The sequence below is a fragment of the Brevundimonas sp. genome (assembly GCF_036676055.1).
Taxonomy (GTDB): domain Bacteria; phylum Pseudomonadota; class Alphaproteobacteria; order Caulobacterales; family Caulobacteraceae; genus Brevundimonas.
This window is the reverse complement of the sequence record NZ_JAKFDS010000016.1, coordinates 41727-67409: the sequence shown is the minus strand read 5'-3', so window position 1 is coordinate 67409 and position 25683 is coordinate 41727. Positions and strand designations below refer to the sequence as shown.

Genomic DNA, 25683 nt, shown 5'->3' with positions numbered 1-25683 from the left:
GGACGCGGCCCGATGTCACCCGATGTGAATACCCCCTCGCCAGACAGGGTTTTTGGAGTCATCGTCCGTTCAGGCGAGACGACCGGTCACGCAATCGGTCGCCGCCGTGGAAACGGAAGGAACGGCCATGGCGCTCAACCATCCCGTCGACCCGCGGCCCGAGGGCGGTCCGCACCCCGCCCTCAGCCTGATCGTCGGCTTCGGCCTGATCGTGCTCGGCGCGACCGTGGTGCACGTGGTCTTCAACGTGCTGGTCTAGGGCGCCGGATCAGTTCGCGCTGTCGGGCCCGCCCTCCGTCGCCGCCTCCTCCGGCGGGGCGTCGAAGGTCTCGACCGTCTGGCCCATGGCCTGGCGAGCAGCGGCGATCATCTCCCGCGCGCGGCGGGTGTAGATGCTGCGGTGCGGGCTGTTGGAGACCGGCAGCAGAAACTCCACGGCCTCGGCGTTTCGCCCGCGCGACATCAGGGCCGTCCCCAGCCGCATCCGCGCCTCGAAGGACTGGGGAGCCAGTCCGACTGCCGCCAGCAGGGTCGCGAGGTCATTGTCGCTCGGATAGGTCTCCAGTCCGCGCCGCACGTCGTTGAGGCCCAGGTAGGTGCGGAAATCCAGCGGCTCCGCGTCCATGGACCGCGCCAGATAGCCGCTGGCCTGACGTTTCAGCGCGAGGGTGGCCTGGGGGTCGGCCTCCTTGCCGGCCTGGTCCAGTAGGGCCCATGCGGCCACTCTCAGGGCGTCGCCGTCGGTCGACTGCGGGCCGATCAGGGGTTCCAGCGCCGTCAGCGCCGCCGCTGGGTCGAACGACAGGCGATGCGCCCGGGCGGCGACGAGGATCGCCATCCGGTCTCCGGGGTGGCGCGCGGCGGCCGCGTGGGCGTCGCGGATCAGCTTCGCGCGTTCCTCCGCCCGCTCCTGCGCCTCGCGCGCCTTCTGCGCCTCCGACTTGCGCGTCTGCCCGTCCTCTTCCTCGGGCAGTTCGATCACGTCGATGTTGTCGAGCCGGATGTCGAGCCAGACCAGGTCCGCTTCGGCGGGAGTCAGGGCGGCGACGGTCACCTCCGGCGTCGGCAGGGTGATCTGCGGCGTCCAGATGTTGATCGCGCCGGACAGATAACGGCGTACATCGGTCTGCAAGGCCTCGAGCGAACGCCCGGACGCGGCCTGCATCGCCGCGGCGGAATCCTCGCCCCGGACGACGGCGGCGAGGTACTGGCGCAGAATCTCCGTCCGCTCCGGCGTGCTCATGAAGTAGTGGGTCATGCCCCAGGCCTGGGCGTAATACAGATAGGCCGGATAACGGCCCGAGGGCGTGTAGCGCCACTTCAGCACGTCCTCCATTTTCGCCCAGCTGTTCGCACCCTGATTGAGCGCCAGGATTCGGCCGGGGTGGTGGCGTCCGAACTGGATGCGGCCGTGCTCGACCTCGGCCGTGGCGTAATATTCCGCGAACCCTTCGACGAACCACGACGGATAGGCGTTCGAACCCATCTGGAACATGAAATGGTGGGCGTATTCGTGGAACAGGACCACGTCGCCGGTCACCACCGTGGTGTTCACCACCGCGTAGATTCGGCCGCTGTTCGAGGAATAGAAGCCGGCGACGCCACCGCCGATGCCGGGATAGACCCGGTTCATGTCGCGCTGGCCCTGCGCCAGGTAGATCTCGAGCTTCGGCGACTGGTAGTCGGTCTTGATCGGATAATAGGTGCGAAGCAGGGCGTCGAAGCGCTCGATCCGTTGGGCGAAGGCGCGGATGTCCCGCTCCGGGGTGTCGCCGTAGACAACGAAGTGTTCGGTCTCGGCCTTGCGCCATTCGGCGTGAACCGGACCGGCGGCGCACGCGACCAGCAGCGCCAGCCCCAACGCCAGCGTCCTGATGAAACCGATGAACATTGGAGCCCCCTCCATCCAGAGGGACAACCTACCGTTGGCTGCGGCCGTCACACAAGCCGCGCGGATCAGGCCGCCAGCCGCATCCACACCGCCTTGTCGGCGGCGACCGCGTCCAGCTTGCCTTTCGAGGCGCGGGTCTTGAGCTGGCGCATCACCGGATCGGGCAGGGCGCAGAACTGCGGCTCGACGAGGTCCGGGTCGCAGCCGGCCGCCGGGGCTGCGAACAGGGCGGCGTTGACGTCCGGCGAACGGTCATGGATCAACCACGCCAGACGGCGGGCCCGCTCGGGATCGTTGTGGTGCAGCAGCGGGTCCTCGGCGAACAGTTCGCAGCCCAGCGAGAGGACATAGTCGAAGTCCAGCTTCTCGAAACGGCGCGCGTCGCCGGGCGTGACCGGGCAGGCCTCGTCCAGGTCGAACACGACGTCGTTCAGAAGAAAGAGCATTCGGCTCACCCACCATCACACCGGGCTCATTCCGACCCGTTACGCATGACCATAGGCGCCCTGGCTTGAGGTTCCGTTCCCGAACGTCGTTAAGGATTTCGCACCAGCCGCCGGGCCGTTAACTCCCGGGTTTGTTCTCGGGCTCCGCCACCTTCTCGGTGATGAAGTGCCGCCCCTCGCGGTCCTCGATCTCCACGATCCAGAGGTCCGGGTCGTAACCGATCTGACGCTGGAGATACTCATCCAGATCGCTCTCGAACTCGCTCTGAACCGGCTGCATCCAAAGCCGCTCGCCGTCCGGCCCGAACGCCTCACTATAAAGTCTGGCCTTCCGGTTCGACGTGTCGAACGCCTTGACGATCACCGTGCCCGCCCGCGCGTCGCCCTTGCGCGCGACCGTGGCGAAGGCGCCGGCCAGCTCGGCGCGGCGGATCAGGGCGGACACCCACAGGTCGGTGGAAAGAAGCAATTCGCTAACCCTGATCGGAAACCGGACCGGAACGCGTGATGCGTAGGGTGCGGGGCATGACGATAGGGCAGAACGCCTCCGCCGCCAAAGCCGTCCTCCTCGCCGCCGCCGTGCTGGCGACGCCGGGGCACGCATGGGCGGGCCCTGCCGAAACCTACTATGAGCGCGCCTTCGTCGTCGCCGCCGATGCCCGCTGCGGCCTGTTCGACGATCCGGTCGGCGCCGCCCTGACCGCGGCCACGGCCCAGGCCCGGGGCGCCGCCCTGCGCTCCGGCGCGGCCGAAGCCGATCTCAACGCCGTCGCCGCCCGGGCCCGTTCGCGCGCCGCCGTCGTGGCGTGCAGGGACCCGCAGCTGGCCGTCGTGCGCGACCGGGTCGACGGCGCCTTTTCCGGCTGGGCGCGCACCCCACGTATGACTTTTCCGGGCGATCGCCGCCCGTGGATCGCCGACCGAAACGCCTGGTCGCGGCCGGGCTGGCGCCTGATGCAGGCTTCGCGGATTGGAGCCACGCCCGTGACCTTCGGCTATGGCGAGGCGGGGGAGGCCGCGGCCTTGACGGCGGTCGTGTCTTTCGTCGGCCGATCGCGCCCGAACGCGGTCCGCCTCGTGTTCCGCGACGAGGCGAAGGCCCCCCGGGCATGGGTGTCCCGCGGCGGCCTGGCGCCGGCGTCGACACGGGCCAGCGTCTGGGCCACCGGCGTCTCCGCCGCCGCCCCCGCCTTGCTGGCCGAGGGCCGCACCGCCGGCGAGGCCTGGCGCTTCCCTGCCTCGGCCTCCGACCGTCTCGCCCGGCTCGATCCGCGCGAGACCTTCCTCGTCGAGTTCCATTTCCGTGACGGCAGCGTGGCCGCCGCTCGCTTCGAAGCCGGCGATTTCGCAGCCGGCCGCGCCTTCATGGACATGGGCGCGCTGTAAGTCTGAACGTCCTTAACGGGTCGTTTACCACGCGCCCGGCATTTTCTGCCTGGCGGGCGTGTTCGGTCTCCCGCGAGTATCGGGGCGGGGACGCGTGGGCGGCTTCACGGCGGCGTTGCAGAGATTCGGGATCGGTCGGCTGACCGTGGTGCTGGGCGTCGCCGCCGGCGTCGCGGCGGTGCTGGTGGCCGTTATGCTGCGCATCGGCCAGGCCCCCGACGCCCTGCTGTATTCCAACCTCGACCTGCGCGAGGCCTCCGAGATCACCACGGCTCTGGACAGCGCCGGCATCAAATATTCCTCGAAGGGCGACGGCTCGACCATCTTCGTCAGCCGCGACCAGGTCGGCGAGGCGCGCCTGCTGGTGGCCGGCAAGGGCCTCGTGACTTCTGGCAGCGTCGGCTACGAGATCTTCGACAACCAGTCGGTGCTGGGGCAGACCGAGTTCCAGCAGAACCTCAACGAGAAGCGCGCCCTCGAGGGCGAGCTGGCGCGCACCATCATGAGCATGCGCGGCATCACCTCGGCCCGGGTGATGATCGCCCTGCCGTCGCGGCAGCTGTTCCAGACCGCCGCCGCCGATCCGACCGCGGCCGTGGTCGTCGGCGTCACCGGCGGGACCCTCAGCGGCGCCCAGGTCCAGTCGATCCGCAACGTCGTCGCCTCCTCGGTGCCCAATCTGAAGCCGGAGAAGGTCACCCTGACCGACACGGCCAACCGCACCCTCGCCGCCGGCTCGGACAGCGCGGGCTTCAGCGCCGCCTCGGCGGAAGAGGCCAAGTCCTCGACCGAGGCCCAGCTGCAGGCGCGCATCAAGGACATCGTCGAGGGTGTCGTCGGCGTCGGCGCGGCCCGCGTCCAGGTCACCGCCGATATCGATCACAGCCGCTCGACCACCCAGGAACAGCGCTTCGATCCCGACGGCCAGGTGGTTCGCTCGACCTCGATGAACGGGTCCGAGAGCGCCGACACCACGGGCGTCGATGACGGCGGCGCCACGGCGACCAACAATATCCCGGGCGGCGAGGCCCCCGGCGCGACCCCGATCGGCTCGCGCGATACGCAGAACACCGAGACCACCAACTACGAGATATCCAACACCACCACGACCACCATCAAGGAGGCCGGCGAGGTCAAGAAGCTGGCGGTGGCGGTGGCCGTCGACGGCAAGTACGGCCCGCCCGCCCAGGGGGGCGGCGAACCCACCTACACCCCGGTGTCGGAAGAGGACCGCGCCAAGATCGAATCCCTGGTCAAGGCGGCCGTGGGCTTCGACGCCGAACGCGGCGACGTCGTCCAGGTCACCGCCCTGCGCTTCAACCGCGACATCGCCGCCGTCGGCGGGGTCGAGGCCGGCTCGTCGCTGTTCAACTTCACCAAGAACGACCTGATGCGCGGCGTCGAATTGCTGGTCCTGCTGATCACCGGCGTGCTGCTGATCTTCTTCGTCCTGCGTCCGCTGCTGAAGACCGCCACGGGCGGCGGGGGGCAACCCCAGCTGGCCGGCCCCGGCGGCATGTCGGTGACGCCGCTGCAGACCACCATGATGGCCACCGGCGGCGGGCAGTTGGCCCAGTTGACCGGCCCGGGCGGCCCGTCCGAAATGGAGCAGCGGCTCGACATCGCCCGCATCGAGGGACAGGTGAAGGCCTCCTCGGTCAAGAAGGTCGCCGACTTCGTCGAGAAGCATCCTGACGAGTCGACCTCCATCCTCCGCAGCTGGGTGCACGAAGGCTGATGGCGGCCCGGATGGTCACCAAGAAGCCGGCGGTGGACGACATCAGGAAACTGACGGGTCCGGAGAAGGCCGCCGTCATCCTGCTGTCACTGGGCGAGGACCACACCCGCCTGTGGCAGAGCCTCGACGAGGACGAGATCAAGGAGATCTCGCAGGCCATGGCCTCGCTGGGCACCGTTTCGGCCACCGTGGTCGAGGAACTGATGGTCGAGTTCGTCTCGGGCATGAGCGGCTCGGGCGCGGTCATGGGCAGCTATGAGCAGACCCAGCGCCTGCTGGCCGCCTTCATGCCGAGCGATCGCGTCGACGCGCTTATGGAGGAGATTCGCGGTCCCGCCGGCCGCACCATGTGGGACAAGCTCGGCAATGTGAACGAGGCGGTCCTCGCCAACTATCTCAAGAACGAATACCCGCAGACGGTCGCCGTGGTCCTGTCGAAGATCAAGGCCGACCACGCCGCCCGCGTGCTGACCAGCCTGCCCGAGGACTTCGCCCTCGAATGCGTCCAGCGGATGCTGCGCATGGAGCCCGTACAGCGCGAAATCCTCGACAAGATCGAGCAGACCCTGCGCACCGAATTCATGTCCAACCTGGCCCGCACCTCGAAGCGCGACAGCCACGAGATGATGGCCGACATCTTCAACAGCTTCGACCGTCAGACCGAGGCCCGCTTCATCGGCGCGCTGGAAGAGCGCAACCGCGAGGCGGCCGAACGCATCCGCGCCCTGATGTTCGTGTTCGAGGACCTGGCCAAGCTGGACCCCGGCGGCATCCAGACCCTGCTGCGCGCGGTCGAGAAGGATTCGCTCGGCCTGGCCCTGAAGGGGGCCTCGGAATCCCTGCGCGAGCTGTTCTTCTCCAACATGTCCGAACGGGCGTCGAAGATCATGCGCGAGGACATGGAATCGATGGGGCCGGTCCGCCTCAAGGACGTCGACCAGGCCCAGATGGCCATGGTCCAGGTCGCCAAGGACCTCGCCGCCAAGGGCGAGATCATGCTGGTCGGCCAGGGCGCAGACGACGAGCTGATCTACTGACATGACCGCTCCCGCCAGCACCCCCTTCGCCTTCGACACCGAGTTCGACGCCGCCGGCGCGGTCGTCCAGGCGTCCGCCTGGCGTCCGACCCGGCGCGCCTTCACGCCGGACGAGGTCAACGTACTGCTGGCCGAGGCCCGTCAGCAGGCCCGCGACGAGGCCCTCGCCGAAAGCGAGAGCCTCCAGGCCAGGGCCCTGTCGGCGATCGGCGACGCCCTCGCCGCCGCCGCGCCCTCCCTCGCCCAGGTCGCCCGCGCCCACCGGGAGCAGTCCGCCGAACTGGCCCTCGCCGCCGCCCGCGTGGTCGCTGCGGCGGCGCTTGACCGCTTTCCCGCCGGGCCGCTGCAGGCCGCGCTGGAGGCCCTCGGCCAGGAAATCGACAGCTCGCCCCGCCTCGTCATCCGCACCGGCGATCTCGACGACGCCAACCGCGCCCGCATCGAGCAGCTGTGCGCCGACGCCGGCTTCTCCGGCGTGGTGGCCTTCCGCGAGGGGGCGGATCTGCCGCCCGCCGCCTTCCAGCTTGAATGGGCCGACGGCCGCGCCGCCTTCGAACCCGAGGCCGCCTTCGCCCGCATGCGCGAGGCGCTCGCCTCCGCCCTCGCCGCCGAGGCTGGTCACGCTGAATCCATCACCCCCGCTGCATCAATGGAAGGGAGGCCGTAATGGCGTCCGACACCATGGCCCTGGAGGAGTTCGCCGACTCCACCGCGATCACCGTCCACGACGACGCGACCGACAAGACCGCCAGCGACCTGGCCCCGGTCTTCGACGTCCCCGTCAACATCTCGGCGGTGCTGGGCAAGGCGCACATGTCGGTGGCCCAGCTGCTGAAGCTGAACCGCGGCTCGGTGCTCGAACTCGACCGCAAGGTCGGCGAGGCCATCGACATCTTCGTCAACAACCGGCTGGTCGCCCGCGGCGAGGTCGTCGTCGTCGAGGACCGGCTGGGCGTGACCATGACGGAAATCATCAAGACGGAAGACAGCGGCGCCTGACCCGGCGACGCGCGTAAAGATTAGAGGAGAAGACCCATGCGGCTTCTGGTGGTTGGCAGGCTCAGCGGACAGCTGGCGACGGCGGTGAAGATGGCCATGGCGCACGGCGCCAAGGTCAGTCACGTCGAGCGTGGCGATCAGGCGACGGAACACCTGCGGCGAGGGCAGGGGGCCGACCTGCTGATGGTCGACTACCGCGTCGACATCGCCGCCCTGATCGCCGCCAACGAGGCCGAACGCATCCATGTGCCGGTGGTGGCCTGCGGCGTCGACGCCGACGCCACCGACGCGGCCAACGCCATCCGCGCGGGGGCCAAGGAGTTCATCCCGCTTCCGCCCGAGGCCGATCTGATCGCCGCTGTCCTGTCGGCCGTCGCCGATGACGAGCGTCCGCTGATCTCGGCCGATCCGTCGATGAAGGCCGTCATCCAGCTGGCCGACCAGGTCGCCCGCTCGGAAGCCTCGATCCTGATCACCGGCGAAAGCGGCGTCGGCAAGGAGGTCATGGCCCGTTACCTGCACGCCGGATCGAAGCGCGCCGACCGCCCCTTCATCAGCGTCAACTGCGCCGCCATCCCCGACAACCTGCTGGAATCCGAGCTGTTCGGCCATGAGAAGGGGGCCTTCACCGGCGCCATGGCCCGCCGCATCGGCAAGTTCGAGGAGGCCGACGGCGGAACCCTGCTGCTGGACGAAATCTCCGAGATGGACGTGCGCCTGCAGGCCAAGCTGCTGCGCGCCATCCAGGAACGGGTCATCGACCGCGTCGGCGGGACGAAGCCGGTGCCGGTCAACATCCGCATCATCGCCACCTCGAACCGCGACCTTGCCAAATCCGTCGCCGAGGGGACCTTCCGCGAGGACCTGCTGTACCGCCTGAACGTCGTCAATCTGCGGCTGCCGGCCCTGCGTGAGCGGCCGGGCGACATCGCCGTGCTGGCCGACCACTTCGTCAAGAAATACGCCGCCGCCAACGGCGTCCCGGTCCGCCCGATCTCGGTCGACGCCCGCCGCGCCCTCGTATCACACCGCTGGAACGGCAACGTCCGCGAGCTTGAAAACGCCATGCACCGCGCCGTCCTGCTGGCGGTCGGGCCCGAGATCGACGTCGACGCCATCCGCCTGCCCGACGGCCAGCCGCTGGCGATGGGCAGCCACGGCGCCGCGTCGGACGCCGGCGTGGCCGGCCGCGCCGCCCATGTCGCCGACGCCGTCACCCGCGCGCATGTCGGACAGACGGTGGCGCAGATGGAGAAGACCCTGATCCTCGACACCCTGTCGCACTGCCTCGGCAACCGCACCCATGCCGCCAACATCCTCGGCATCTCGATCCGCACCCTGCGCAACAAGCTGAACGAATACGCCGACGAGGGAACCAGCATTCCGGCCCCGCAATCGGGCGTCGCCGCGCCCGGCTACGCGGTCGCCTGATCATGACCGGAGCCATGGACCGCAGAAGCGTCCTGACCGGGTCCGGCGAGCCGGCTAGCGCATGACCGACATCCCCGCTTCGACCATGATGAAGGACGGCATGGCCCGTCCGACCGGTCGCGACATCATGGGCTGGGTCGCACGCGGCGAGGTCGGTATGGCCGTCGGCGTGATCGGCGTCATCCTGCTGCTGATCCTGCCGATCCCGGCATTCCTGATGGACATGCTGCTGGCGCTGTCGCTCGTCTCCAGCGTGCTGATCCTGATGACCGCGGTGATGATGAAGAAGCCGCTGGACTTCGCCATCTTCCCGACGGTCCTGCTGGTCTCGACCCTGTTCCGCCTCGGTCTCAACCTCGCCTCGACCCGGCTGGTGCTCAGCCATGGCCACGAGGGCTCCGGCGGGGCCGGTCAGGTGATCGAGGCCTTCGGCGCCCTGATGATGGGCGGCAGCTTCATCATCGGCATCATCATCTTCGCCATCATCCTGGTGGTGAATTTCGTGGTCATCACCAAGGGCTCGACCCGCATCGCCGAGGTCAGCGCCCGCTTCACCCTGGACTCCATGCCGGGCAAGCAGATGGCGATCGACGCCGACCTGTCCTCCGGCCTGATCACCGAGGACCAGGCCAAGCTGCGCCGCAAGGAGCTGGAGCAGGAATCCACCTTCTTCGGGGCCATGGACGGCGCCTCGAAATTCGTCCGCGGCGACGCCGTGGCCGGCCTGATCATCGTCTTCATCAACGTCATCGGCGGCATTTTGATCGGCGTGATCCAGCATCAGCTGCCGATCGGCGAGGCCGCCAACTCCTATGTGACCCTGACAATCGGCGACGGTCTGGTGACCCAGGTCCCGGCCATCATCATCTCCATCGCCGCCGGCTTCCTGGTGTCCAAGGCCGGCGTCGAGGGCACGGCCGACAAGGCCCTGGTCGCCCAGCTGGCCACCAACCCGGTCAGCCTCGGCGTCGTCTCCGGCGCCGCCGGCCTGATCGGCCTCATCCCCGGCATGCCGCTTCTGCCCTTCGCCGCCCTCGCCATCGGTACGGGCTTCATGGCCTGGCGCCTGGGCCGTCAACGGCTCAAGCCCAAGCCGAGCGAGGCCGAAATGGCCGCCACCGCCACGGGCCCCAAGGAGGATGTCGAAGAGCCGATCGGCACGGCCCTGACCATCGACGAGGTCAAGATCGAGCTGGGCTATTCCCTGCTGTCGCTGATCAACGATCTGGAGGGCCGCCGCCTGACCGATCAGGTCCGCGCCCTGCGCCGGTCGCTGGCCCAGGAGTACGGCTTCGTCATGCCGTCGGTGCGCATCCTCGACAACATGCGCCTCGGCACCCAGGGCTACGCCATCCGCATCAAGGAGATGGAGGCCGGCGCCGGCGAGGTCCGCCTCGGCTCACTGATGGCCATGGACCCGGCCGGCCGCCAGGTCGAGCTGCCCGGCGAGCACACCCGCGAGCCCGCCTTCGGCCTGCCCGCCACCTGGATCGACGAGAGCCTGCGCGAGGAGGCCACCTTCCGCGGCTACACCATCGTCGATCCTTCCACGGTGCTGACCACCCACCTGACCGAAATCCTCAAGGAGAACATGGCCGAGCTGCTCTCCTACGCCGAGGTGCAGAAGCTGCTGCGCGAGCTGGGCCCGGAAGAGAAGAAGCTGGTCGACGAGCTGATCCCCTCGGTGGTCACCGTCACCACCCTGCAGCGGGTCCTGCAGTCGCTTCTGCGGGAGAAGGTTTCGATCCGCGATCTGGGCGCCATTCTCGAGGGCCTCGCCGAGGCGGCGCCGCACACCTCGTCGGTCACCATCCTCGTCGAGCACGTCCGCGCTCGCCTGGCGCGTCAGCTGTGCTGGCAGCACAAGGGCGACGACGGCGCCCTGCCGATCGTCACCCTGTCGCCCGACTGGGAGCAGGCCTTCGCCGAGGCCCTGGTCGGCTCGGGCGAGGACAAGCAGCTGGCCATGGCGCCGTCCAAGCTGCAGGACTTCATCCGCGCCGTCCGCGACGTGTTCGAACGGGCCGCCATGGCCGGCGAGACCGCCGTCCTGCTGACTGGCCCCCAGGTCCGGCCCTATGTTCGCTCGATCATCGAACGCTTCCGCGGCCAGACCGTCGTCATGAGCCAGAACGAGGTCCATCCCAAGGCGCGGCTCAGGACGATCGGGACGGTCTAGCTGACCTCCGCCCAGCCCCCCGCCGAGGCGGCGCGCGCCGCCTCGTTGGTTGGCCGCGCCACCAGCCCGGACTGGGTGATCCACACTTCGTAGCGCGCCCCGTCGGCCATCGGCATATAGGCCCCGCCGCCGTACAGGGTGTCGACCGCATCGACGTAGCGGCGATACCTCCGCGCCGTATCCCAGGCGCTGACTTTCCAGGGAACCCACTTTGGCCCCACTTCGTCCGCCGCCAGCGGATGCACGCTGCGGGTGGCGTTGATTTCCTGGTCGATCGAGCGGTAGCGGCCGGACAGCCGGTCAAGCCGGTATTGCGTGTCCAGCCCCAGCACATTTGCCCACGGCTTCCACTTCAGCACCTGGGCCTCGATCCGCCACTCGTCGCCGTGCAGCGGATACAGGTTGCTGGTTCCCGGCGCGTTCTCGCCGCGTCCGGGCTGCATAACGGTCGCCTCGAAATACTGCGGTCCCAGCTGGCGGGTCTCCACCGTCGCCACGGGGCGCTCCCAGGTCAGGCGCGTATAGGACTGCACGTTCAGGCCCAGCAGGGCCGCCATCAAGGCGGCGGCGATGAAGCCGGCGCCGCCGACGCCCCCGACCAGGCCGCCGAAGAAGCGTCCCTTGAACATCGCTCCGACGCCGCGGGCCAGCAGCGCCAGCCCCAGCGCTCCCACCACCGCTGGCGCGGTCCACCACCACCAAACCATGCGAATTTCCCCTTCGATCCCATAGTTTGTAACCAATATTGGGTATGACGTCGCGGTTTCCCTTCCCGCGCGACTGGACAGGTGAAAACGCGCCGCTAATGCTCGCGCCTGATGTTTTCGGCCCTCAGCCCGTCCCTGCCCGCCCTACTCCGGTTCGCGCGGACGCCGAGCATCGGCCGTTCGATCGTCGCCCTGCTGGCGGGGGCCATCGTGCTGCTGCTGGCGGCGAATTTGACGACCTTCGTCATGATCCAGCGGACCGCGGCCTTCAACGACCAGGTCGAACGGTCCCAACAGGTCCGCCGCGCCGCCGGCGCCCTGATGCTGTCGCTCGTCGACGCCGAGACCGGTCAGCGCGGTTTCCTGCTGTCCGGCCAGCCCGGGTTCCTTGCACCCTACAGCCGCGCCGAGATCGCGGTCCCGGAGCAGATGGAGGACCTTGAGCAGCTGACCGCCGGCGATCCGCTGCTCAAGGAGGAGGTCGCCGTCCTGCTCGAGGCCGCCCGCGAGAAATTCGCCGAGCTTGAGCGCACCGTCGCCCTGTCGCGCAGCGGCCGGACGGCCGAGGCCCTCCTGCTGGTGCGTTCGGGCGAGGGACAGGCGCGGATGGCCACGATCCGCGCGCAGATGGCCGCCATCGACGAGATCGAGAACGAGCGGCTCGCGTCCCGCACCCTGCAGTCCGAGCATGGTTCGACCCTGACGCTGTGGGCCAACGCCCTCGCGGGGCTGCTGGTGGTCGTCCTGGCCGCGATCATGATCTGGCTGGTCCGCCGCTACGTCGGCGAGATCGAGGCCGCGCGCGACACGCTGGATCGGATGAACGCCGGTCTCGAAAACCAGGTCCGGGACCGCACCGCCGAGTTGACCCGCTCCCGCGACCGGGCCGAGGCGATGCTGCGCGAGGTCAATCACCGCGTCGGCAATTCGCTGCAGCTGGTGTCCAGCTTCATGTCGCTGCAGCTGCGCCATCTCGCCGATGAGGGCGCCCGCGCCGCGCTGAGGGAGTCGCAGGCCCGGATCGAGGCCGTGGCGCACGTCCACCGCCGGCTCTACACCTCCGACGACATGACCTCGGTGGCCATGGACGAATACCTCGAGGGACTGGTCACGGAGCTGGCCAACTCCCTTGCCCCGGACGCCGGCTCCCCGACCCTGACCCTCAGGGCCCATCCGCTGAACGTCTCCACCGACCAGGCGGTGTCGATCGGCGTGATCGTCACGGAGCTGGTCACCAACGCCGTCAAATACGCCTATGGCCCCGGCCGGACCGGCGAGATCCGCGTCACCCTCGCACTCGAAACCGGCAACGGCCGCGCCGTGCTGACGGTCGAGGATGACGGCCCCGGCCTCGGCGACGGCCAGCCCAAGGGCACGGGCCTGGGCGGCAGGATCGTTTCGGCCATGGCTTCGGGCCTGCGCTCGAAGGTCGAGTACGATCCGACGCACAAGGGCGTGCGCGCCCGGCTCGCCTTCGACCTCTGACGGTCGTCGCGCTAGAGTCGCTCCATGCTCCAATTCGGCGAACCCGATCCCTCCCTCGACTACGCGCCCCGGCCGACGGCTTTCGGCCTTGTCTTCCACGAGGGCCGGCTGGCCTGCGTCCGCGTCGATCGCGGCGACGCCAGCTATTACGACCTGCCCGGCGGCGCCATCGACGGCGACGAGACCGGCGAACAGGCCCTGATCCGCGAGTTCGTCGAGGAGACCGGCATGGCGGTTCGCCCCGTCGCGCGCATCGCCGAGGCCGCCCAGTATTTCCGCAAGTCGGACGGGTCGGCGATCAACAATATCGGCGGCTTCTGGGTCGCGGAGCAGCTGTCGCTCGATCCCGCGGCCAAGGTCGAGACCGATCATGAACTGGTCTGGCTGCACCCGCACACGGCGCTGAACGAGCTGCGCCACGACGCCCACGCCTGGGCCGTCGCGGTCTGGCTTCGACGCGGACGTCGATCCGGCCCCGGTTGCGTCCCGGCGCCGGAATCGTGACGAACCCATTGACGCAGCAACGGAACGTCCCGCCCGTCTGATGGTTGATTCTGCACACGCGGCGCCCCTGCCGCGAGCTGCAAGGAGTTCAGACATGCCCGATCATGATCGAGTCGAAGGCGCCGCCAAGAACATGGGCGGCAAGGCCAAGGAAGCGGTCGGCAACGTCACCGGCGACGAAAAGCTGAAGGCCGAGGGCCGGGCCGACCAGGTCGAGGGCAAGGTCCAGAACGCCGTCGGCGGCGTCAAAGACGCCCTGCGCGACGACAAGCGCCACTAGCCTGCACTGAACCTTCCAACGCCGCGTTCCCGTCGGGGGCGCGGCGTTTGCGTGTCCGTCAGTCGTCGTCGCCGCCCAGCCGGATGCGCAGGCCCTCGTCGCGGGCCTCCTCGCCGCCGACGGTGCAGGTTTCCTCGAACGTCATCCTGCCCTCGGCGGTGGCCCTTGGCCGCGTCGTGCAGTCGCGGGCCCGCAGGTCCGGGCCGGACGGCGCGCTGCGGCCGGGCGCCGCGCACTGCAGGGCGTAGCGGTCGCCCGCCGCCTCTTGCCGACACTGGTCCGCTGCCGACCCGCCGGCCAAGCCGGGGGGCAGGTCGTCGCCCAGATCCGTCGCCAGGGCGGCGCGGACCCGGGCCTGACAGGCCTCGAGGCCTTCATTCGCCTTGCGCATCAGCGGGCTGCACTCCGACCGCTCGTAGCCATAGGGATCGGCTCGCGCCCAGTCGGGGATGGCCGGCGCGGCGACCGGAGCCGCGACGACGGCCGGCTCGGGCGACGCGGGGGTTTGCCAGACGACCTGGCCGGTCGCGGCCTGTTGCAGGATGACGGCGGCGACGGCGGCGGCGGCGGCGAGCATGGCGGACCTCCGGAAAGCGACCCGGCCAGACTAGCCTATTTGGCGAGCACCCGCATGGCCTTCTCCAGCCCCTGCAGCGTCAGCGGATACATCCGCTCGTCGACCAGCTCCCGGATCATCCCCACCGAGGCCGAATAGCTCCAGTACCGCTCCGGAGACGGGTTCAGCCAGGCGACCTTGTCCCACTGCTGCGTGGCCCGCTTCATCCAGACGGCGCCGGCCTCCTCGTTCCAGTGCTCGACCGAACCGCCGGGCATGGTGACCTCATAGGGGCTCATGGTGGCGTCGCCGACGAAGATGGCGCGCCAGTCGGCGGGGTATTTGTGCAGCAGATCCCAGGTCGGGATCTTCTCCGAATGCCGACGCCGGTTGTCCTTCCACACCCCCTCGTAGAGGCAGTTGTGGAAGTAGAAGAATTCCAGATGCTTGAACTCGGTCTTCGCGGCCGAGAACAGCTCCTCGCACATCTTCACATGGGCATCCATCGAGCCGCCGATGTCGAGGAACAGCAGCACCTTGATCGTATTGCGCCGCTCGGGCCGCATGTGGATGTCCAGCCAGCCCTGACGCGCCGTGCCGTCGATGGTGGCGTCCATGTCCAGCTCATCCAGGGCCCCCTGCCGCGCGAACCGGCGCAGGCGGCGCAGGGCCACCTTGATGTTGCGGGTGCCCAGCTCGACCTGGTCGTCGAGGTTCCGGTACTCGCGCTTTTCCCAGACCTTGACCGCGCGCCCGTGCTTGCCCGGCCCGCCGACGCGCACCCCCTCGGGATTGTAGCCGCCGTGGCCGAACGGGCTGGTCCCGCCCGTGCCGATCCATTTGCTGCCGCCCTCGTGCCGGCCCTTCTGCTCCTCCAGACGCTGCTTCAGCGTCTCCATCAGCTTTTCGAACCCGCCCAGCGCCTCGATCTGCGCCTTCTCCTCGTCGGTCAGATATTTCTCGTTGAGCAGCTTCAGCCAGTCCTCGGGCACGTCCAGCGAGGGTTCGTCGCCCGCGCCGACGGTCTCGATCCCGGCGAACACCTTGCCGAACGCCTGGTCGAACCGGTCGTAGTGTTTCTCGTCCTTGACCAGCACCGCCCGCGACAGGTGGTAGAAGTCGTCGACCTTCCGCCCGGCCACGTCCTTGTCCATGGCCTCCATCAGATGGAGCCATTCCTTCATCGACACGGGCACTTTCGCGTCGCGCAGGGCGGTGAAGAAGGGCAGGAGCATCCCGTCAGACTGGGCCCGGCTCACCCCCGCCGCAAGATGAACTCGTCATCCAGCCAGCGCCCGACCGGATACTGATACTCCCCGGCTTTCGCGAACCCGTACGCGGCGTACAGCTTCTGCGCCTTCAGATTGCCGCTCCACACGCCGATCCACAGGGGCCCGTCGGAATGCGCCTCCATCCATTCCAGCGCCACGGCGAGGAGCTTCGTTCCCAGCCCCAGCCCCTGTGCCGCCTTCGACACATACAGCCGCCTCAGCTCGGCGTGGCTCGGCCTCGCGTCCGGATGGGGCAGGGTGTTCGGCCCGGTGTTGGCGAAGGCCAGCAACGCGCCCTCGCGCTCGGCCACCCACCAGGCCGCGCCCGGCTCCTTCAGCTTCGAGCGGATCGTCTCCGGGCTGAAGCTGGCGTCGAGGAAGGCCTTCAGATCGTCCGCCGGATAGGGGATGGCGAACCCGTCGACGAAGGTGTCGATGAAGGTCTGGCGTCCCAGCACGCCCAGGGCGGCGGCGTCGGCGTCCAGGGCGGGGCGGATCACGGGCTCGGTCATGATCCGCCCCTTAGCGTCAGAAACCCGTTAGGGCGAGCTTGCCGATGGTGGTCCCGCTCTCCAGCCGCCGATGCCCCTCGCGCAAGGTTGCCGCCGACATCGGCCCCAACACTTCGGTGAGGGTGGTGCGGATGCGGCCGGCGTCGACCAGGGCCGCCACTTCCGCGAGGATTTCGTGCTGGCGGATCATGTCAGGCGTGCCCTGCCCGGAGCGGGTGAACATGCTTTCGAGGGCCAGGCCGACGGACTTCGATTTCAGGCTGTCAAAGGGGCCGGGCGGAAGATCGTCGATCATGCCGATCACGCCCTGCGGTGCGACGGCGCGGACCAGCGCCTCGAAATGCCGGGGCGTCTGGGTCAGGGAGGCGATGTATTTCGGGGCGCGCTCGCCGGCGGCGGTCAGCGCCTCGTCGAGCGGCCCCGAGTGGTCGATGACGGCGTGGGCGCCGAGGTCGAGACACCACTCCCGCGTCTCCGGCCGCGAGGCGGTGGCGACGATGCGCAGCCGGGTCTTCGCCCGGGCGATCTGGATCAGGGCCGAGCCGACACCGCCGGCGCCGCCGACGACCAGCAGCGTCTCTTCCTCGTCCGGATCCGCCCTCATCCGGTCGAACAGCAGCTCCCACGCGGTCAGCGAGGTCAGCGGCAGGGCGGCCGCCTGGGCGAAGTTCAGCGTCCGCGGCTTCGGCCCCACGATCCGCTCGTCCACCGCCTGCCGTTCGGCGTTCGACCCGGGCCGGTTGATCTGCCCGGCGTGGAAGACCTCGTCCCCGGCCTTGAACAGGATGACCTCCGGGCCGACCGCCGTCACGACCCCGGCGGCGTCGTAGCCGAGGATGTCGGGGGCGGTTTCGCCGGGCTCGCGAATCCGCCGCACCTTGAAGTCGATGGGGTTCAGGCCGACCGCCCTGATTTCGACCAGCAGGTCGCGGGGGCCGAGGACAGGCTCCGGGGCGTCGATATCCAGAAGGGCGGACGGGTCGGTGACGGGGCGCGGACCGGGGGTTACGATGGCTTTCATGCGGTGACTCCATTGCGGGTCCCGCTCAGCTGATGCATCGTTGCGCGACCCACAAGTACGCCATTTTTGTGCAGGTAGTACCCAAATGGATACTGCATCCAGCCTCCATCAGAACCCGATCCGGCGGCGTGTCCGGGGCGGCGAATGCGTCGTGGACGCGGCCCTCGACGTCATCGGCGGCAAATGGAAGGGCATGATCGTCTACCAGCTGCTCGACGCCGGGCCGTTGCGCTTCAACGCCCTGCGCCGCGAGGTCGGCGACATCACCCAGCGCATGCTGACCAAGCAGCTGCGCGAACTCGAGGACGACGGGCTGGTGTCGCGCACCGTCTACGCCGAGGTGCCGCCACGCGTGGAATACCGGCTGACCGCCGGCGGCGTGGCCCTGGCGCCGGTGATTGCGGCGCTCAAGACGTGGGGCGAGGACCATCTGCGCGTCCGTGCGACCCGGGAAGCGGCGTGAGCGTCGCCCTCTTCACCCACCCGGACATGATCGGGCATCGGCCCGGCGCCGGGCACCCCGAACGGCCCGAGCGGCTTCAGGCCGTGCTCGACGCGCTCGACGACGCCGGCCTGTCGCGCGACCGCCGCGCCGCCGGCGAGGCCGCCATCGCCGATCTCGAACGCCTGCATCCGGTCGACTATGTCGCCCGCATTCTGAACGCCGCCCCGGCCGAGGGGCTGAATGCGCTCGACGCCGACACCCTGCTGTCGCCCGGCAGCGTCCGCGCCGCCCGTCTCGCCGCAGGCGCTGTGATCGACGCGGTGCGCGCCGTGGCCCGGGGCGAGACCGCCCGCGCCTTCGCCGCCGTCCGCCCGCCCGGCCACCACGCCGAACCCGACCGGGCCATGGGCTTCTGCCTGTTCTCGAACGTCGCCGTCGCCGCCCGGGTTGCGCAGTCTGAAGGCCTCGCCCGCGTCGCCGTGATCGACTTCGACGTCCACCATGGCAACGGCACCCAGGCGGCTTTCGAGGCCGACGACAGTCTGTTCCTGGGCTCGATCCACCAGATGCCGCTCTATCCCGGCACGGGCGCGGCCTCCGAGACCGGTCTTGGCAACATCGTCAACGTGCCGGTGCCGCCCCACGCCGCCCGCGAGGCCTGGCGCGCGGCCTTTTCCGGCGACCTGATACCGGCGCTCGAATCCTTTGGGCCGGACCTGATCCTGATCTCCGCCGGCTTCGACGCCCACCGGCGCGATCCGCTCGCCCACCAGAGCCTGGAGGCCGAAGATTTCGCCTGGGCCACCCGGGCCGTGGCCGAGGTCGCGCGATCGTGCTGCGCCGGCAAGGTTGTTTCCTCGCTCGAGGGCGGTTACGACCTAGAGGGGCTCGGTCGCTCGGCGGCCGCCCACGTTCAGGCCTTGGGGGAGGAATAAGGACGGTTCGCCAACGGCTTATCCTCCGCAAATCATGCCCGCCCCCGCCCGAGACTCAGTAATGGCAGACCCGCCGCTTCCCGTGACGTCGACGCCGCCCCGCGCGGCCCTGGTCTCCGTCCGTCCCGGCGCCATCATCCTCGCACGCCACGGCGAGCCGGCCCTGTCGCGCAAATGCCTGCTGTCGTCCGATCAGTACCGCGACTGGTGGGCCAAATACGAAGTCGGCGGCCTGCGCGCGGGGCAAACCCCGCCGCCCGAACTGCTGGCCACGGCCGAGGGAGCCGGCGCCATCTACGCCTCGACCCGTCCCCGCGCCCAGGAAACCGCCGCCGCCATCGCCGCCGGCCGCGAGGTCATGTCGGACGCCCTGTTCATCGAGGCGCCCTTGCCGCCGCCGCACTTCCCCTCGTGGTTCAAGTTGCCGCCGAAATACTGGGGCGCCGTGGCCCGCTTCTGGTGGCACGCCTTCAACCATCACGAAGGGCAGGAAACCCGGCGCGAGGCCGAGGTCCGTTCCGAGAAGGCCGCCCAGGCCCTGATCGCCCGCGCCGAGACCGGCCAGGACGTGCTGGTGCTGGCCCACGGCTACTTCAATCACATGGTCGGCCGCCGCCTGCGCGCGGACGGCTGGAAACTGGTCCACAACCAAGGCTTCAAATACTGGTCGCAACGCCGATACGAACGCGCAGACTGACAGGGGCGCCATGAAGCTTCCCGAGCTCCCTTTCACAGTGACCGATTGGGACGGGGTGGCGAAGTCCACCCATGGGGGCGAAATCGGAAACGCGGTCTGGCGGACATTCTCCGCCGGTGACCTGAGGGTCAGAATGGTCGAATATGTCCCGGGCTATCTGGCCGATCACTGGTGCGATCGCGGCCATGTCCTGCTGGTGCTGGAAGGCGAACTGGACACCGAACTCAGGGACGGGAGAACCTTCAGGCTCACCGCCGGCATGAGCTATCAGGTCTCCGACTCCGGCGACGCGCCGCACCGCTCCTCGACCCGAACGGGCTGCAAGCTTTTCATCGTCGATTAGGGGCAGGGAACGCTTCATCGTTGAAGCGGGCATTCGTCCCCTCTAGGGTCGCCGCCGATGACCGACGTCCCCAGCACCCAAACCGGCATTCCCGCCGACCTCAGCTTCGAGGACGCCCTGCAGCGTCTCGAACAGATCGTCTCCCGCCTCGAGTCCGGCCAGGCCCCGCTGGAGGAATCGATCGCCCTCTATGAGGAGGGCGCGCGCCTCAAGGCCCATTGCGAGACCCGGCTCAAGGCCGCCCAGCTGCGCGTCGAGAAGATCGTCGTCGGCCCCGACGGTCAGGCCAGGGGCGTCGAACCGGCCGGGTTCGACTGATGTCCGCCTCCGCGCCCGGGCGGATCACGTTCGACGACTTCCTCAAGGTCGATATCCGCGTCGGTCAGGTGGTCTCCGCCGATCCCTTCCCTGAGGCGCGCAAACCCGCGTTCAAACTGGCCATCGACTTCGGCCCCGACATCGGAGTGAAGAAGTCCTCGGCCCAGATCACCGCTCACTACACGCCGGACCAGCTGGTCGGCCGCAAGGTCGCCGCCGTGGTCAACTTTCCGCCGCGCCAGATCGGCCCCTTCATGTCCGAGGTCCTGACCCTGGGCTTCCCCGATGCGGCGGGCGAGGTCGTCCTCGTCGGCGTGGACCGCGAGGTTCCGGTGGGCGGGAGGCTGTTCTGACCCTTCTCGCCGCCAATTCGCCGGAACAGGGCGTCATCGACCGCGTGGCCGAGACCGCCGACCTTGTCACTGTCGCGCTCGACGAACTGCTGCCCCGCGCCGACGGCCCGGAGTCCCGTCTGACCGAAGCCATGCGCTACGCCGCCCTCGGTCCCGGCAAGCGGCTGCGGCCCTTCTTCGCCCTCGAGGCGGCCGCACTGTTCGACATCGAGGAGCGGCCGGTGCTGCGCGCCGCCTGCGCCCTCGAATGCGTCCACGCCTACAGCCTCGTTCATGACGACCTGCCCTGCATGGACGACGACGACATGCGCCGCGGCCGCCCCACCGTGCACCGCGCCTACGACGAGGCCACCGCCGTCCTCGCCGGCGACGCCCTGCAGACCGCCGCTTTCGACATTCTGCTGCACGAGGACACCCACGAGAATCCGGCCGTGCGCTGCGAGCTGGCCGCCCGCCTGTCCATGGCCTCCGGCGCGCGCGGCATGGCCGGCGGGCAGATGATCGACCTGCTGGGCGTACGCGACGACCTCGGCGGCGTCGCCCGCATGCAGCGGCTCAAGACCGGGGCCCTGTTCACCTACGCCTTCGAGATTCCCTTGATCATCGCCGACGCCCGCGAGGTGCATCGCCAGGCCCTGATCAGCTTCGCCCACGACATCGGCCTCGCCTACCAGATCGTCGACGACCTGCTCGACGTCGAGGGCGACGAGGACATCCTCGGCAAGGCCGCCAACAAGGACGCGGCCCAGGGCAAGACCAATTTCGTCACCCTGCTGGGCATCGAGGCGGCGCGACATCGCGTCGCTCATCTCGCCGACCAGGCCCGGGCCCATCTCGATCCCTTCGGCTCAGACGCCGAGATGCTGAGGGCCAGCGTGGACTTTGTGCTGAAGCGCCGGTCCTGATAGGCAACGTCCGGCCCGCCGCCGGATTATAAGTCGACACCAGGTTTATTTGCTCCATGCCCGACACCCCGCTGCTCGACCAGGTCAAGTTCCCCGCCGACACGCGCGGCCTCGACATCCCGCAGCTGAAGCAGTTGGCGGACGAGTTGCGGACCGAGACCATCGACGCCGTCTCCGTGACCGGCGGTCACCTCGGCGCCGGCCTCGGCGTGGTCGAGCTGACCGTCGCGCTGCACCATGTGTTCGAGACGCCGAAGGACATCCTGATCTGGGACGTCGGCCACCAGTGCTATCCGCACAAGATCCTGACCGGGCGCCGCGACCGCATCCGCACCCTGCGCCAGCCGGGCGGCCTCAGCGGCTTCACCAAACGCTCCGAGAGCGAATACGACCCGTTCGGCGCGGCCCACGCCTCGACCTCGATCAGCGCCGCCCTAGGCTTCTGCGCCGCCCGCGACCAGAAGGGCGAGACCAACAAGGTCGTGGCCGTTATCGGCGACGGCTCCATGTCCGCCGGCATGGCCTATGAGGCCATGAACAACGCCGCGGAGACGACCAAACAGCTGGTCGTCATCCTCAACGACAACGACATGTCGATCGCTCCGCCGGTCGGCGGCATGAGCGCCTATCTGGCCAAACAGGTCTCGGGCGGCGCCTATCGCAATTTCCGCCGCTTCGGGAAATCGGTCGCCGAACACCTGCCGCGCCCGTTCCGCAACGCCGCCCGCAAGGCCGAGGAGTACGCCCGGGGCATGATCGTCGGCGGCACCTTCTTCGAGGAGCTCGGCTTCTACTACATCGGCCCGGTCGACGGGCACGACATGGACAACCTCGTCCCCATCCTGAAGAACGCCGCCGCCATCACCGACCGTCCGGTGATCGTCCACGTCGTGACGCAGAAGGGCAAGGGCTACGCGCCGGCGGAGTCCAGCGCCGACAAGCTGCACGCGGTGGTCAAGTTCGACGTCGTTTCCGGCAAACAGTCCAAGAGCGTCTCCAACGCTCCCAGCTACACCAAGGTGTTCGGAACCGAGCTGATCAAGCGCGCCGCGCTCGACCCCTCGATCGTCGCCATCACCGCGGCCATGCCCTCGGGCACCGGGCTGGACCTGTTCGGCCAGGCCTTCCCCGAGCGGACCTATGACGTCGGCATCGCCGAACAGCACGCCGTCACCTTCGCCGCCGGCCTCGCCGCCGACGGCATGAAGCCGGTCTGCGCCATCTATTCGACCTTCCTCCAGCGCGGCTACGACCAGGTCGTCCACGACGTCGCCATCCAGTCCCTGCCGGTCCGCTTCGCCATGGACCGGGCCGGACTGGTCGGGGCCGACGGGGCCACCCATGCTGGCAGCTTCGACATCGGCTTCATGGGTGCGCTTCCCGGCATGGTGCTGATGGCCGCGGCCGACGAAGCCGATCTGGCCGCCATGATCGCCACCAGCCTCGAGATCGACGACCGCCCCTCGGCCTTCCGCTATCCGCGCGGCGACGGCGTCGGCGTCGAGATCCCGGAACTCGCCGCCCCGCTGGAGATCGGCAAGGGCCGCATCGTCCGCGAGGGGACCACCGTCGCCATCCTGTCGCTCGGCACCCGCCTGCAGGAATCGCTTAAGGCCGCCGACGCCCTGGCTGCCCGCGGCGTCTCGGCCACGGTCGCCGACGCCCGCTTCGCCAAGCCGCTGGACGCCGACCTGATCCTGCGTCTGGCCCGCGAGCACGAATGTCTGATCACGGTGGAGGAGGGGGCCATGGGCGGTTTCGGCGCCTTCGTGCTGCAGATGCTGGCCGAAAAGGGCGCCCTCGACGCCGGCCTCAAGGTCCGCACCCTGCACCTGCCCGACGTGTTCCAGGACCAGGACAACCCGGTCGCCATGTACGCCACGGCGGGCCTGAACGCCGAACACATCGCCGCCGCCGCCCTGCAGGCGCTGGGCGTCGAGGCGAGCCGCGCCGTCCGGGCCTGATCATCTCCGCAGGCAACCTCGGTCCTCCACCCCCGTTCTGTCGGGGAACAAGTGGAGTAGCCGATCGTGAAAGCTCATTTCCTCATATCCGTCGCCCTGATCTGCGGCGGCTGCGCCACCCAGCAGCCGGCCGGCGCGGGCGCTGACGGAACCGCCGGCTCCGGGACGGTGGTCCAGGCCGGCGACGCCAATCTCAGCTGCACCCAGATCGCTGATGAGGCGGCGGGGCTCAGCGAACGGATGGGCGAGAACACGCCTGGCCGCCTCGGCGCCGCCGTGGATGTGGCCAAGGCCGGCGCCGCCATGCTGATCCCGGGCGCGGGCCTTGTGATCGCGGGCGCCAATGCGGTGACCGAGCCCGAACGCCAGCGTCGCGAAGCTGAAGCCCAGGCGCTGCGGGATCGCTGGAACTACCTCAACGGCCTCTACATCGCCGGCGATTGCATGCAGAACGCCGGCGGCTGATCCGTCCTGCGCTTCCCCGACGGGCCGCATCCCGGTTTCGGGCTGATCGCCACACGCCGCCACCTCCCCGACCCTTCCGGGCGCAGGCCCGGAAGGCGCAGACTCATGCCCGGAATCCGCCCCGGGGCCAGCGACCGTTCGCCACGCCTCGACTAGAGCGAAACAAACGTGCGGGAAATCAAGCAACTAATGCCGTTCCGCACCGCCTTGACCTGCGGGGGGTGCGCCTATAGGTTCCGCGCCGAATTCAGACCCCCTCCGGCGTTCGCCCACAGGCGGACAAAGGAGCGCTGAGGCCGCCCATGTCAACTCAACCGGAATCGCGCGAAGAGGCGATCAAACGCCTCACTGAAAGCGCATCCGCGATGGAGGCGCGCAACGCGCGCGAGCTCTCTCACGAGGCGGCGGGGCAGGCGGCGGCGGGGCAGGCGTGGCGTATCCTCGCCGACCTGTTCGGCGGGGTGTTCGTCGGACTGGCGCTCGGGTTCATCGTGGACCGGTTCGCCGGGACGGGACCCTGGGGTTTGATCGGCGGCGTCCTTCTGGGCTTCGCCGTTTCGGTATTCATGGCCTGGCGGACGGCGCAACGCCTGATGGCCCAGGCGAAGGCAAGCGGGGTGGAGCCGAAGTCGGCTCCCTTCGATGACGACGAAGAAGACTAGGGACCCAGGGCTCGATGGCCGATCCGCTACACCAGTTCCAGATCCAGCCGCTGACCCCCGAGGTCGTGGTGAACCTGCCGCTCATCGGGCAGCAGACGATCTCGTTCACCAATTCGCACCTGGCCATGACCGTGGCCTTCGGCATGGTCGTTCTGTTCCTGACGCTGGTCACCGCCAGCGCCAAGGTCGTTCCGGGCCGGATGCAGGCCGCGGGCGAGACCCTGTTCGGCATGATCGACGGCCTCGTCGACTCGATCATCGGTCATGACGGCCGCAAGCTGTTCCCGTTCGTCTTCACCATCTTCCTCTTCATCCTGGCGATGAATTTCCTGGGGCTGTTCCTCAGCTTCACCGCCACCTCGCAGATCGCCGTCACCGCCACCTTCGGCGTCATCACCATCCTGATGGTGCTGGCCATCGGCTTCGTGAAGCACGGCCTGAAATTCTTCACCCTGTTCGTGCCGTCGGGCGTGCCGTGGCTGGTCCTGCCGTTCGTGGTGATTATCGAGTTCGTCTCCTTCCTGCTGCGGCCGGTCACCCTGACGCTTCGTCTGTTCGGCAACATGATGGGCGGCCACGTGGCCCTCAAGGTCTTCGCCGGCTTCGTCGTCGTCGCCGTCAGCGGCGCCATCGGCTGGCTCGGCGTGCCGGTGTTCATCCTGTCGCTCGGAATGACGGTCGGCCTGACCGCGCTCGAGTTCCTCGTGGCCTTCCTGCAGGCCTTCGTCTTCGCTGTTCTGACCACGATCTATCTCAACGACGTGGTCAACCTGGGCCACGGCCACTAGGCCGGGACCAGTTTCGTCTACAACCAACCAACCCCAGACTAGGACTAGAGAACCATGGAAGCAGAAGCCGCCAAGCTCATCGGCGCCGGCCTCGCGATGACCGGCATGATCGGCGCCGGCATCGGCGTCGGCAACATCTTCGGCTCGTTCCTGACGGGCGCCCTGCGCAACCCGTCGGCCGCCGGCTCGCAGATCGGCAACCTGTTCGTGGGCGCGGCTCTGGCCGAAGCCCTGGGCATTCTGTCGTTCGTGCTCGGCATCCTGCTGTACTCGGCCTGATTTCGTCCTTCCGGCTGCGGCGCGGCCCGCCTCGCGCGGACCGCGCCGTCGTCGGTTGACGGACCGGCCGCAGCTCCAGACCATTT

31 protein-coding genes are annotated in these 25683 nt (G+C 68.9%); 23 read left to right on the top strand and 8 right to left on the bottom strand.

What is annotated here, in order from left to right; all coding sequences use genetic code 11:
- Positions 1-127: 127 nt before the first annotated feature.
- Positions 128-259 (top strand): hypothetical protein, encoded by a 132-nt coding sequence (locus tag V6M45_RS02610; RefSeq protein ID WP_332653792.1) that lies wholly within the window; start codon positions 128-130, stop codon positions 257-259.
- A 9-nt stretch (positions 260-268) separates the two neighbouring features.
- Here the strand turns inward: V6M45_RS02610 and V6M45_RS02605 are convergent, their stop codons facing one another.
- From V6M45_RS02605 to V6M45_RS02595, 3 genes are all read right to left on the bottom strand, one after another.
- On the bottom strand, positions 269-1891 hold the full coding sequence (locus V6M45_RS02605) for a DUF1570 domain-containing protein (RefSeq protein WP_332653791.1): 1623 nt from the start codon (positions 1889-1891) through the stop codon (positions 269-271).
- 65 nt (positions 1892-1956) lie between these two features.
- On the bottom strand, positions 1957-2337 hold the full coding sequence (locus V6M45_RS02600) for a hypothetical protein (RefSeq protein WP_332653789.1): 381 nt from the start codon (positions 2335-2337) through the stop codon (positions 1957-1959).
- 118 nt (positions 2338-2455) lie between these two features.
- Complete coding sequence (locus V6M45_RS02595; protein ID WP_332653788.1) at positions 2456-2806, bottom strand: DUF1491 family protein; 351 nt, start codon at positions 2804-2806, stop codon at positions 2456-2458.
- Positions 2807-2862: 56 nt separating this feature from the next.
- Here V6M45_RS02595 and V6M45_RS02590 point away from each other — a divergent pair, with 56 nt between their 5' ends.
- The 7 genes from V6M45_RS02590 to flhA all read left to right on the top strand — a co-directional run bounded on the left by V6M45_RS02590 (position 2863) and on the right by flhA (position 11107).
- Positions 2863-3723 carry a hypothetical protein gene (locus V6M45_RS02590; RefSeq protein ID WP_332653787.1) on the top strand — a complete coding sequence of 287 codons (861 nt, stop codon included), beginning with the start codon at positions 2863-2865 and terminating at the stop codon, positions 3721-3723.
- Between the two features lie 94 nt (positions 3724-3817).
- Positions 3818-5461, top strand: a complete 1644-nt coding sequence (fliF, locus tag V6M45_RS02585; protein ID WP_332653786.1) for a flagellar basal-body MS-ring/collar protein FliF — start codon at positions 3818-3820, stop codon at positions 5459-5461.
- Between the two features lie 11 nt (positions 5462-5472).
- On the top strand, positions 5473-6498 hold the full coding sequence (gene fliG, locus V6M45_RS02580) for a flagellar motor switch protein FliG (protein ID WP_332653925.1): 1026 nt from the start codon (positions 5473-5475) through the stop codon (positions 6496-6498).
- A gap of 1 nt (position 6499) precedes the next feature.
- On the top strand, positions 6500-7165 hold the full coding sequence (locus V6M45_RS02575) for a flagellar assembly protein FlbE (RefSeq protein ID WP_332653785.1): 666 nt from the start codon (positions 6500-6502) through the stop codon (positions 7163-7165).
- The gene (gene fliN / locus V6M45_RS02570; RefSeq protein ID WP_332653783.1) at positions 7165-7497 is read left to right on the top strand and encodes a flagellar motor switch protein FliN; all 333 of its coding nucleotides are present in this window, start codon (positions 7165-7167) and stop codon (positions 7495-7497) included. Before V6M45_RS02575 ends, fliN begins: the two co-directional genes overlap by 1 nt.
- A gap of 36 nt (positions 7498-7533) precedes the next feature.
- The gene (gene flbD, locus V6M45_RS02565) at positions 7534-8928 is read left to right on the top strand and encodes a sigma-54-dependent transcriptional regulator FlbD (protein WP_332653781.1); all 1395 of its coding nucleotides are present in this window, start codon (positions 7534-7536) and stop codon (positions 8926-8928) included.
- A gap of 85 nt (positions 8929-9013) precedes the next feature.
- Positions 9014-11107: a flagellar biosynthesis protein FlhA gene (flhA, locus tag V6M45_RS02560; RefSeq protein ID WP_332653924.1), complete on the top strand. Its 2094-nt coding sequence runs from the start codon at positions 9014-9016 to the stop codon at positions 11105-11107.
- Here flhA and V6M45_RS02555 read toward each other — a convergent pair.
- Entirely contained in the window at positions 11104-11814 is a 711-nt protein-coding gene (locus V6M45_RS02555) for a hypothetical protein (RefSeq protein ID WP_332653779.1), read from the bottom strand. The two genes, flhA and V6M45_RS02555, sit on opposite strands and share 4 nt — an antisense overlap.
- Before the next feature lie 111 nt (positions 11815-11925).
- On the opposite strand from V6M45_RS02555, the gene V6M45_RS02550 reads away from it, so the two are divergent.
- The 3 genes from V6M45_RS02550 (at position 11926) to V6M45_RS02540 (ending at position 14083) form a co-directional block, all read left to right on the top strand.
- Positions 11926-13299, top strand: coding sequence for a sensor histidine kinase (locus V6M45_RS02550; RefSeq protein ID WP_332653778.1), 1374 nt, complete (start codon positions 11926-11928; stop codon positions 13297-13299).
- A 24-nt stretch (positions 13300-13323) separates the two neighbouring features.
- Positions 13324-13803, top strand: coding sequence for an NUDIX domain-containing protein (locus V6M45_RS02545; protein ID WP_332653777.1), 480 nt, complete (start codon positions 13324-13326; stop codon positions 13801-13803).
- Positions 13804-13897: 94 nt separating this feature from the next.
- Positions 13898-14083, top strand: coding sequence for a CsbD family protein (locus V6M45_RS02540; RefSeq protein WP_332653775.1), 186 nt, complete (start codon positions 13898-13900; stop codon positions 14081-14083).
- Between the two features lie 58 nt (positions 14084-14141).
- On the opposite strand, the gene V6M45_RS02535 is transcribed toward V6M45_RS02540, so the two are convergent.
- From V6M45_RS02535 to V6M45_RS02520, 4 genes are read right to left on the bottom strand one after another with little or no spacing between them, the layout of a single operon-like run.
- Positions 14142-14660: a hypothetical protein gene (locus V6M45_RS02535; protein ID WP_332653774.1), complete on the bottom strand. Its 519-nt coding sequence runs from the start codon at positions 14658-14660 to the stop codon at positions 14142-14144.
- A gap of 35 nt (positions 14661-14695) precedes the next feature.
- The gene (locus V6M45_RS02530; protein ID WP_332653772.1) at positions 14696-15874 is read right to left on the bottom strand and encodes a vWA domain-containing protein; all 1179 of its coding nucleotides are present in this window, start codon (positions 15872-15874) and stop codon (positions 14696-14698) included.
- A gap of 20 nt (positions 15875-15894) precedes the next feature.
- Positions 15895-16422, bottom strand: a complete 528-nt coding sequence (locus V6M45_RS02525; RefSeq protein ID WP_332653771.1) for a GNAT family N-acetyltransferase — start codon at positions 16420-16422, stop codon at positions 15895-15897.
- Between the two features lie 16 nt (positions 16423-16438).
- Complete coding sequence (locus V6M45_RS02520; protein ID WP_332653770.1) at positions 16439-17443, bottom strand: zinc-binding alcohol dehydrogenase family protein; 1005 nt, start codon at positions 17441-17443, stop codon at positions 16439-16441.
- An 85-nt stretch (positions 17444-17528) separates the two neighbouring features.
- On the opposite strand from V6M45_RS02520, the gene V6M45_RS02515 reads away from it, so the two are divergent.
- From V6M45_RS02515 to V6M45_RS02460, 12 genes are all read left to right on the top strand, one after another.
- Entirely contained in the window at positions 17529-17906 is a 378-nt protein-coding gene (locus V6M45_RS02515) for a winged helix-turn-helix transcriptional regulator (RefSeq protein ID WP_332653769.1), read from the top strand.
- Positions 17903-18823 carry a histone deacetylase family protein gene (locus V6M45_RS02510; protein WP_332653768.1) on the top strand — a complete coding sequence of 307 codons (921 nt, stop codon included), beginning with the start codon at positions 17903-17905 and terminating at the stop codon, positions 18821-18823. Before V6M45_RS02515 ends, V6M45_RS02510 begins: the two co-directional genes overlap by 4 nt.
- Positions 18824-18884: 61 nt before the next feature.
- Positions 18885-19520, top strand: a complete 636-nt coding sequence (locus tag V6M45_RS02505) for a histidine phosphatase family protein (protein WP_332653767.1) — start codon at positions 18885-18887, stop codon at positions 19518-19520.
- A 10-nt stretch (positions 19521-19530) separates the two neighbouring features.
- Positions 19531-19863, top strand: coding sequence for a DHCW motif cupin fold protein (locus V6M45_RS02500; protein ID WP_332653766.1), 333 nt, complete (start codon positions 19531-19533; stop codon positions 19861-19863).
- A 57-nt stretch (positions 19864-19920) separates the two neighbouring features.
- A complete protein-coding gene (locus V6M45_RS02495; protein ID WP_332653765.1) occupies positions 19921-20181 on the top strand; it encodes an exodeoxyribonuclease VII small subunit in 261 nt (86 codons plus the stop codon).
- Positions 20181-20534 (top strand): tRNA-binding protein, encoded by a 354-nt coding sequence (locus tag V6M45_RS02490; protein ID WP_332653764.1) that lies wholly within the window; start codon positions 20181-20183, stop codon positions 20532-20534. Before V6M45_RS02495 ends, V6M45_RS02490 begins: the two co-directional genes overlap by 1 nt.
- Before the next feature lie 35 nt (positions 20535-20569).
- Positions 20570-21439: a polyprenyl synthetase family protein gene (locus tag V6M45_RS02485; protein WP_332653922.1), complete on the top strand. Its 870-nt coding sequence runs from the start codon at positions 20570-20572 to the stop codon at positions 21437-21439.
- Between the two features lie 56 nt (positions 21440-21495).
- Positions 21496-23403, top strand: coding sequence for a 1-deoxy-D-xylulose-5-phosphate synthase (gene dxs, locus V6M45_RS02480; protein WP_332653763.1), 1908 nt, complete (start codon positions 21496-21498; stop codon positions 23401-23403).
- Between the two features lie 66 nt (positions 23404-23469).
- Complete coding sequence (locus tag V6M45_RS02475) at positions 23470-23868, top strand: hypothetical protein (protein ID WP_332653762.1); 399 nt, start codon at positions 23470-23472, stop codon at positions 23866-23868.
- 302 nt (positions 23869-24170) lie between these two features.
- Entirely contained in the window at positions 24171-24530 is a 360-nt protein-coding gene (locus tag V6M45_RS02470) for an AtpZ/AtpI family protein (protein ID WP_332653761.1), read from the top strand.
- Positions 24531-24544: 14 nt separating this feature from the next.
- Positions 24545-25318, top strand: coding sequence for a F0F1 ATP synthase subunit A (locus tag V6M45_RS02465; RefSeq protein WP_332653760.1), 774 nt, complete (start codon positions 24545-24547; stop codon positions 25316-25318).
- 54 nt (positions 25319-25372) lie between these two features.
- Positions 25373-25597: a F0F1 ATP synthase subunit C gene (locus V6M45_RS02460; RefSeq protein ID WP_168045007.1), complete on the top strand. Its 225-nt coding sequence runs from the start codon at positions 25373-25375 to the stop codon at positions 25595-25597.
- Positions 25598-25683: the final 86 nt, after the last annotated feature.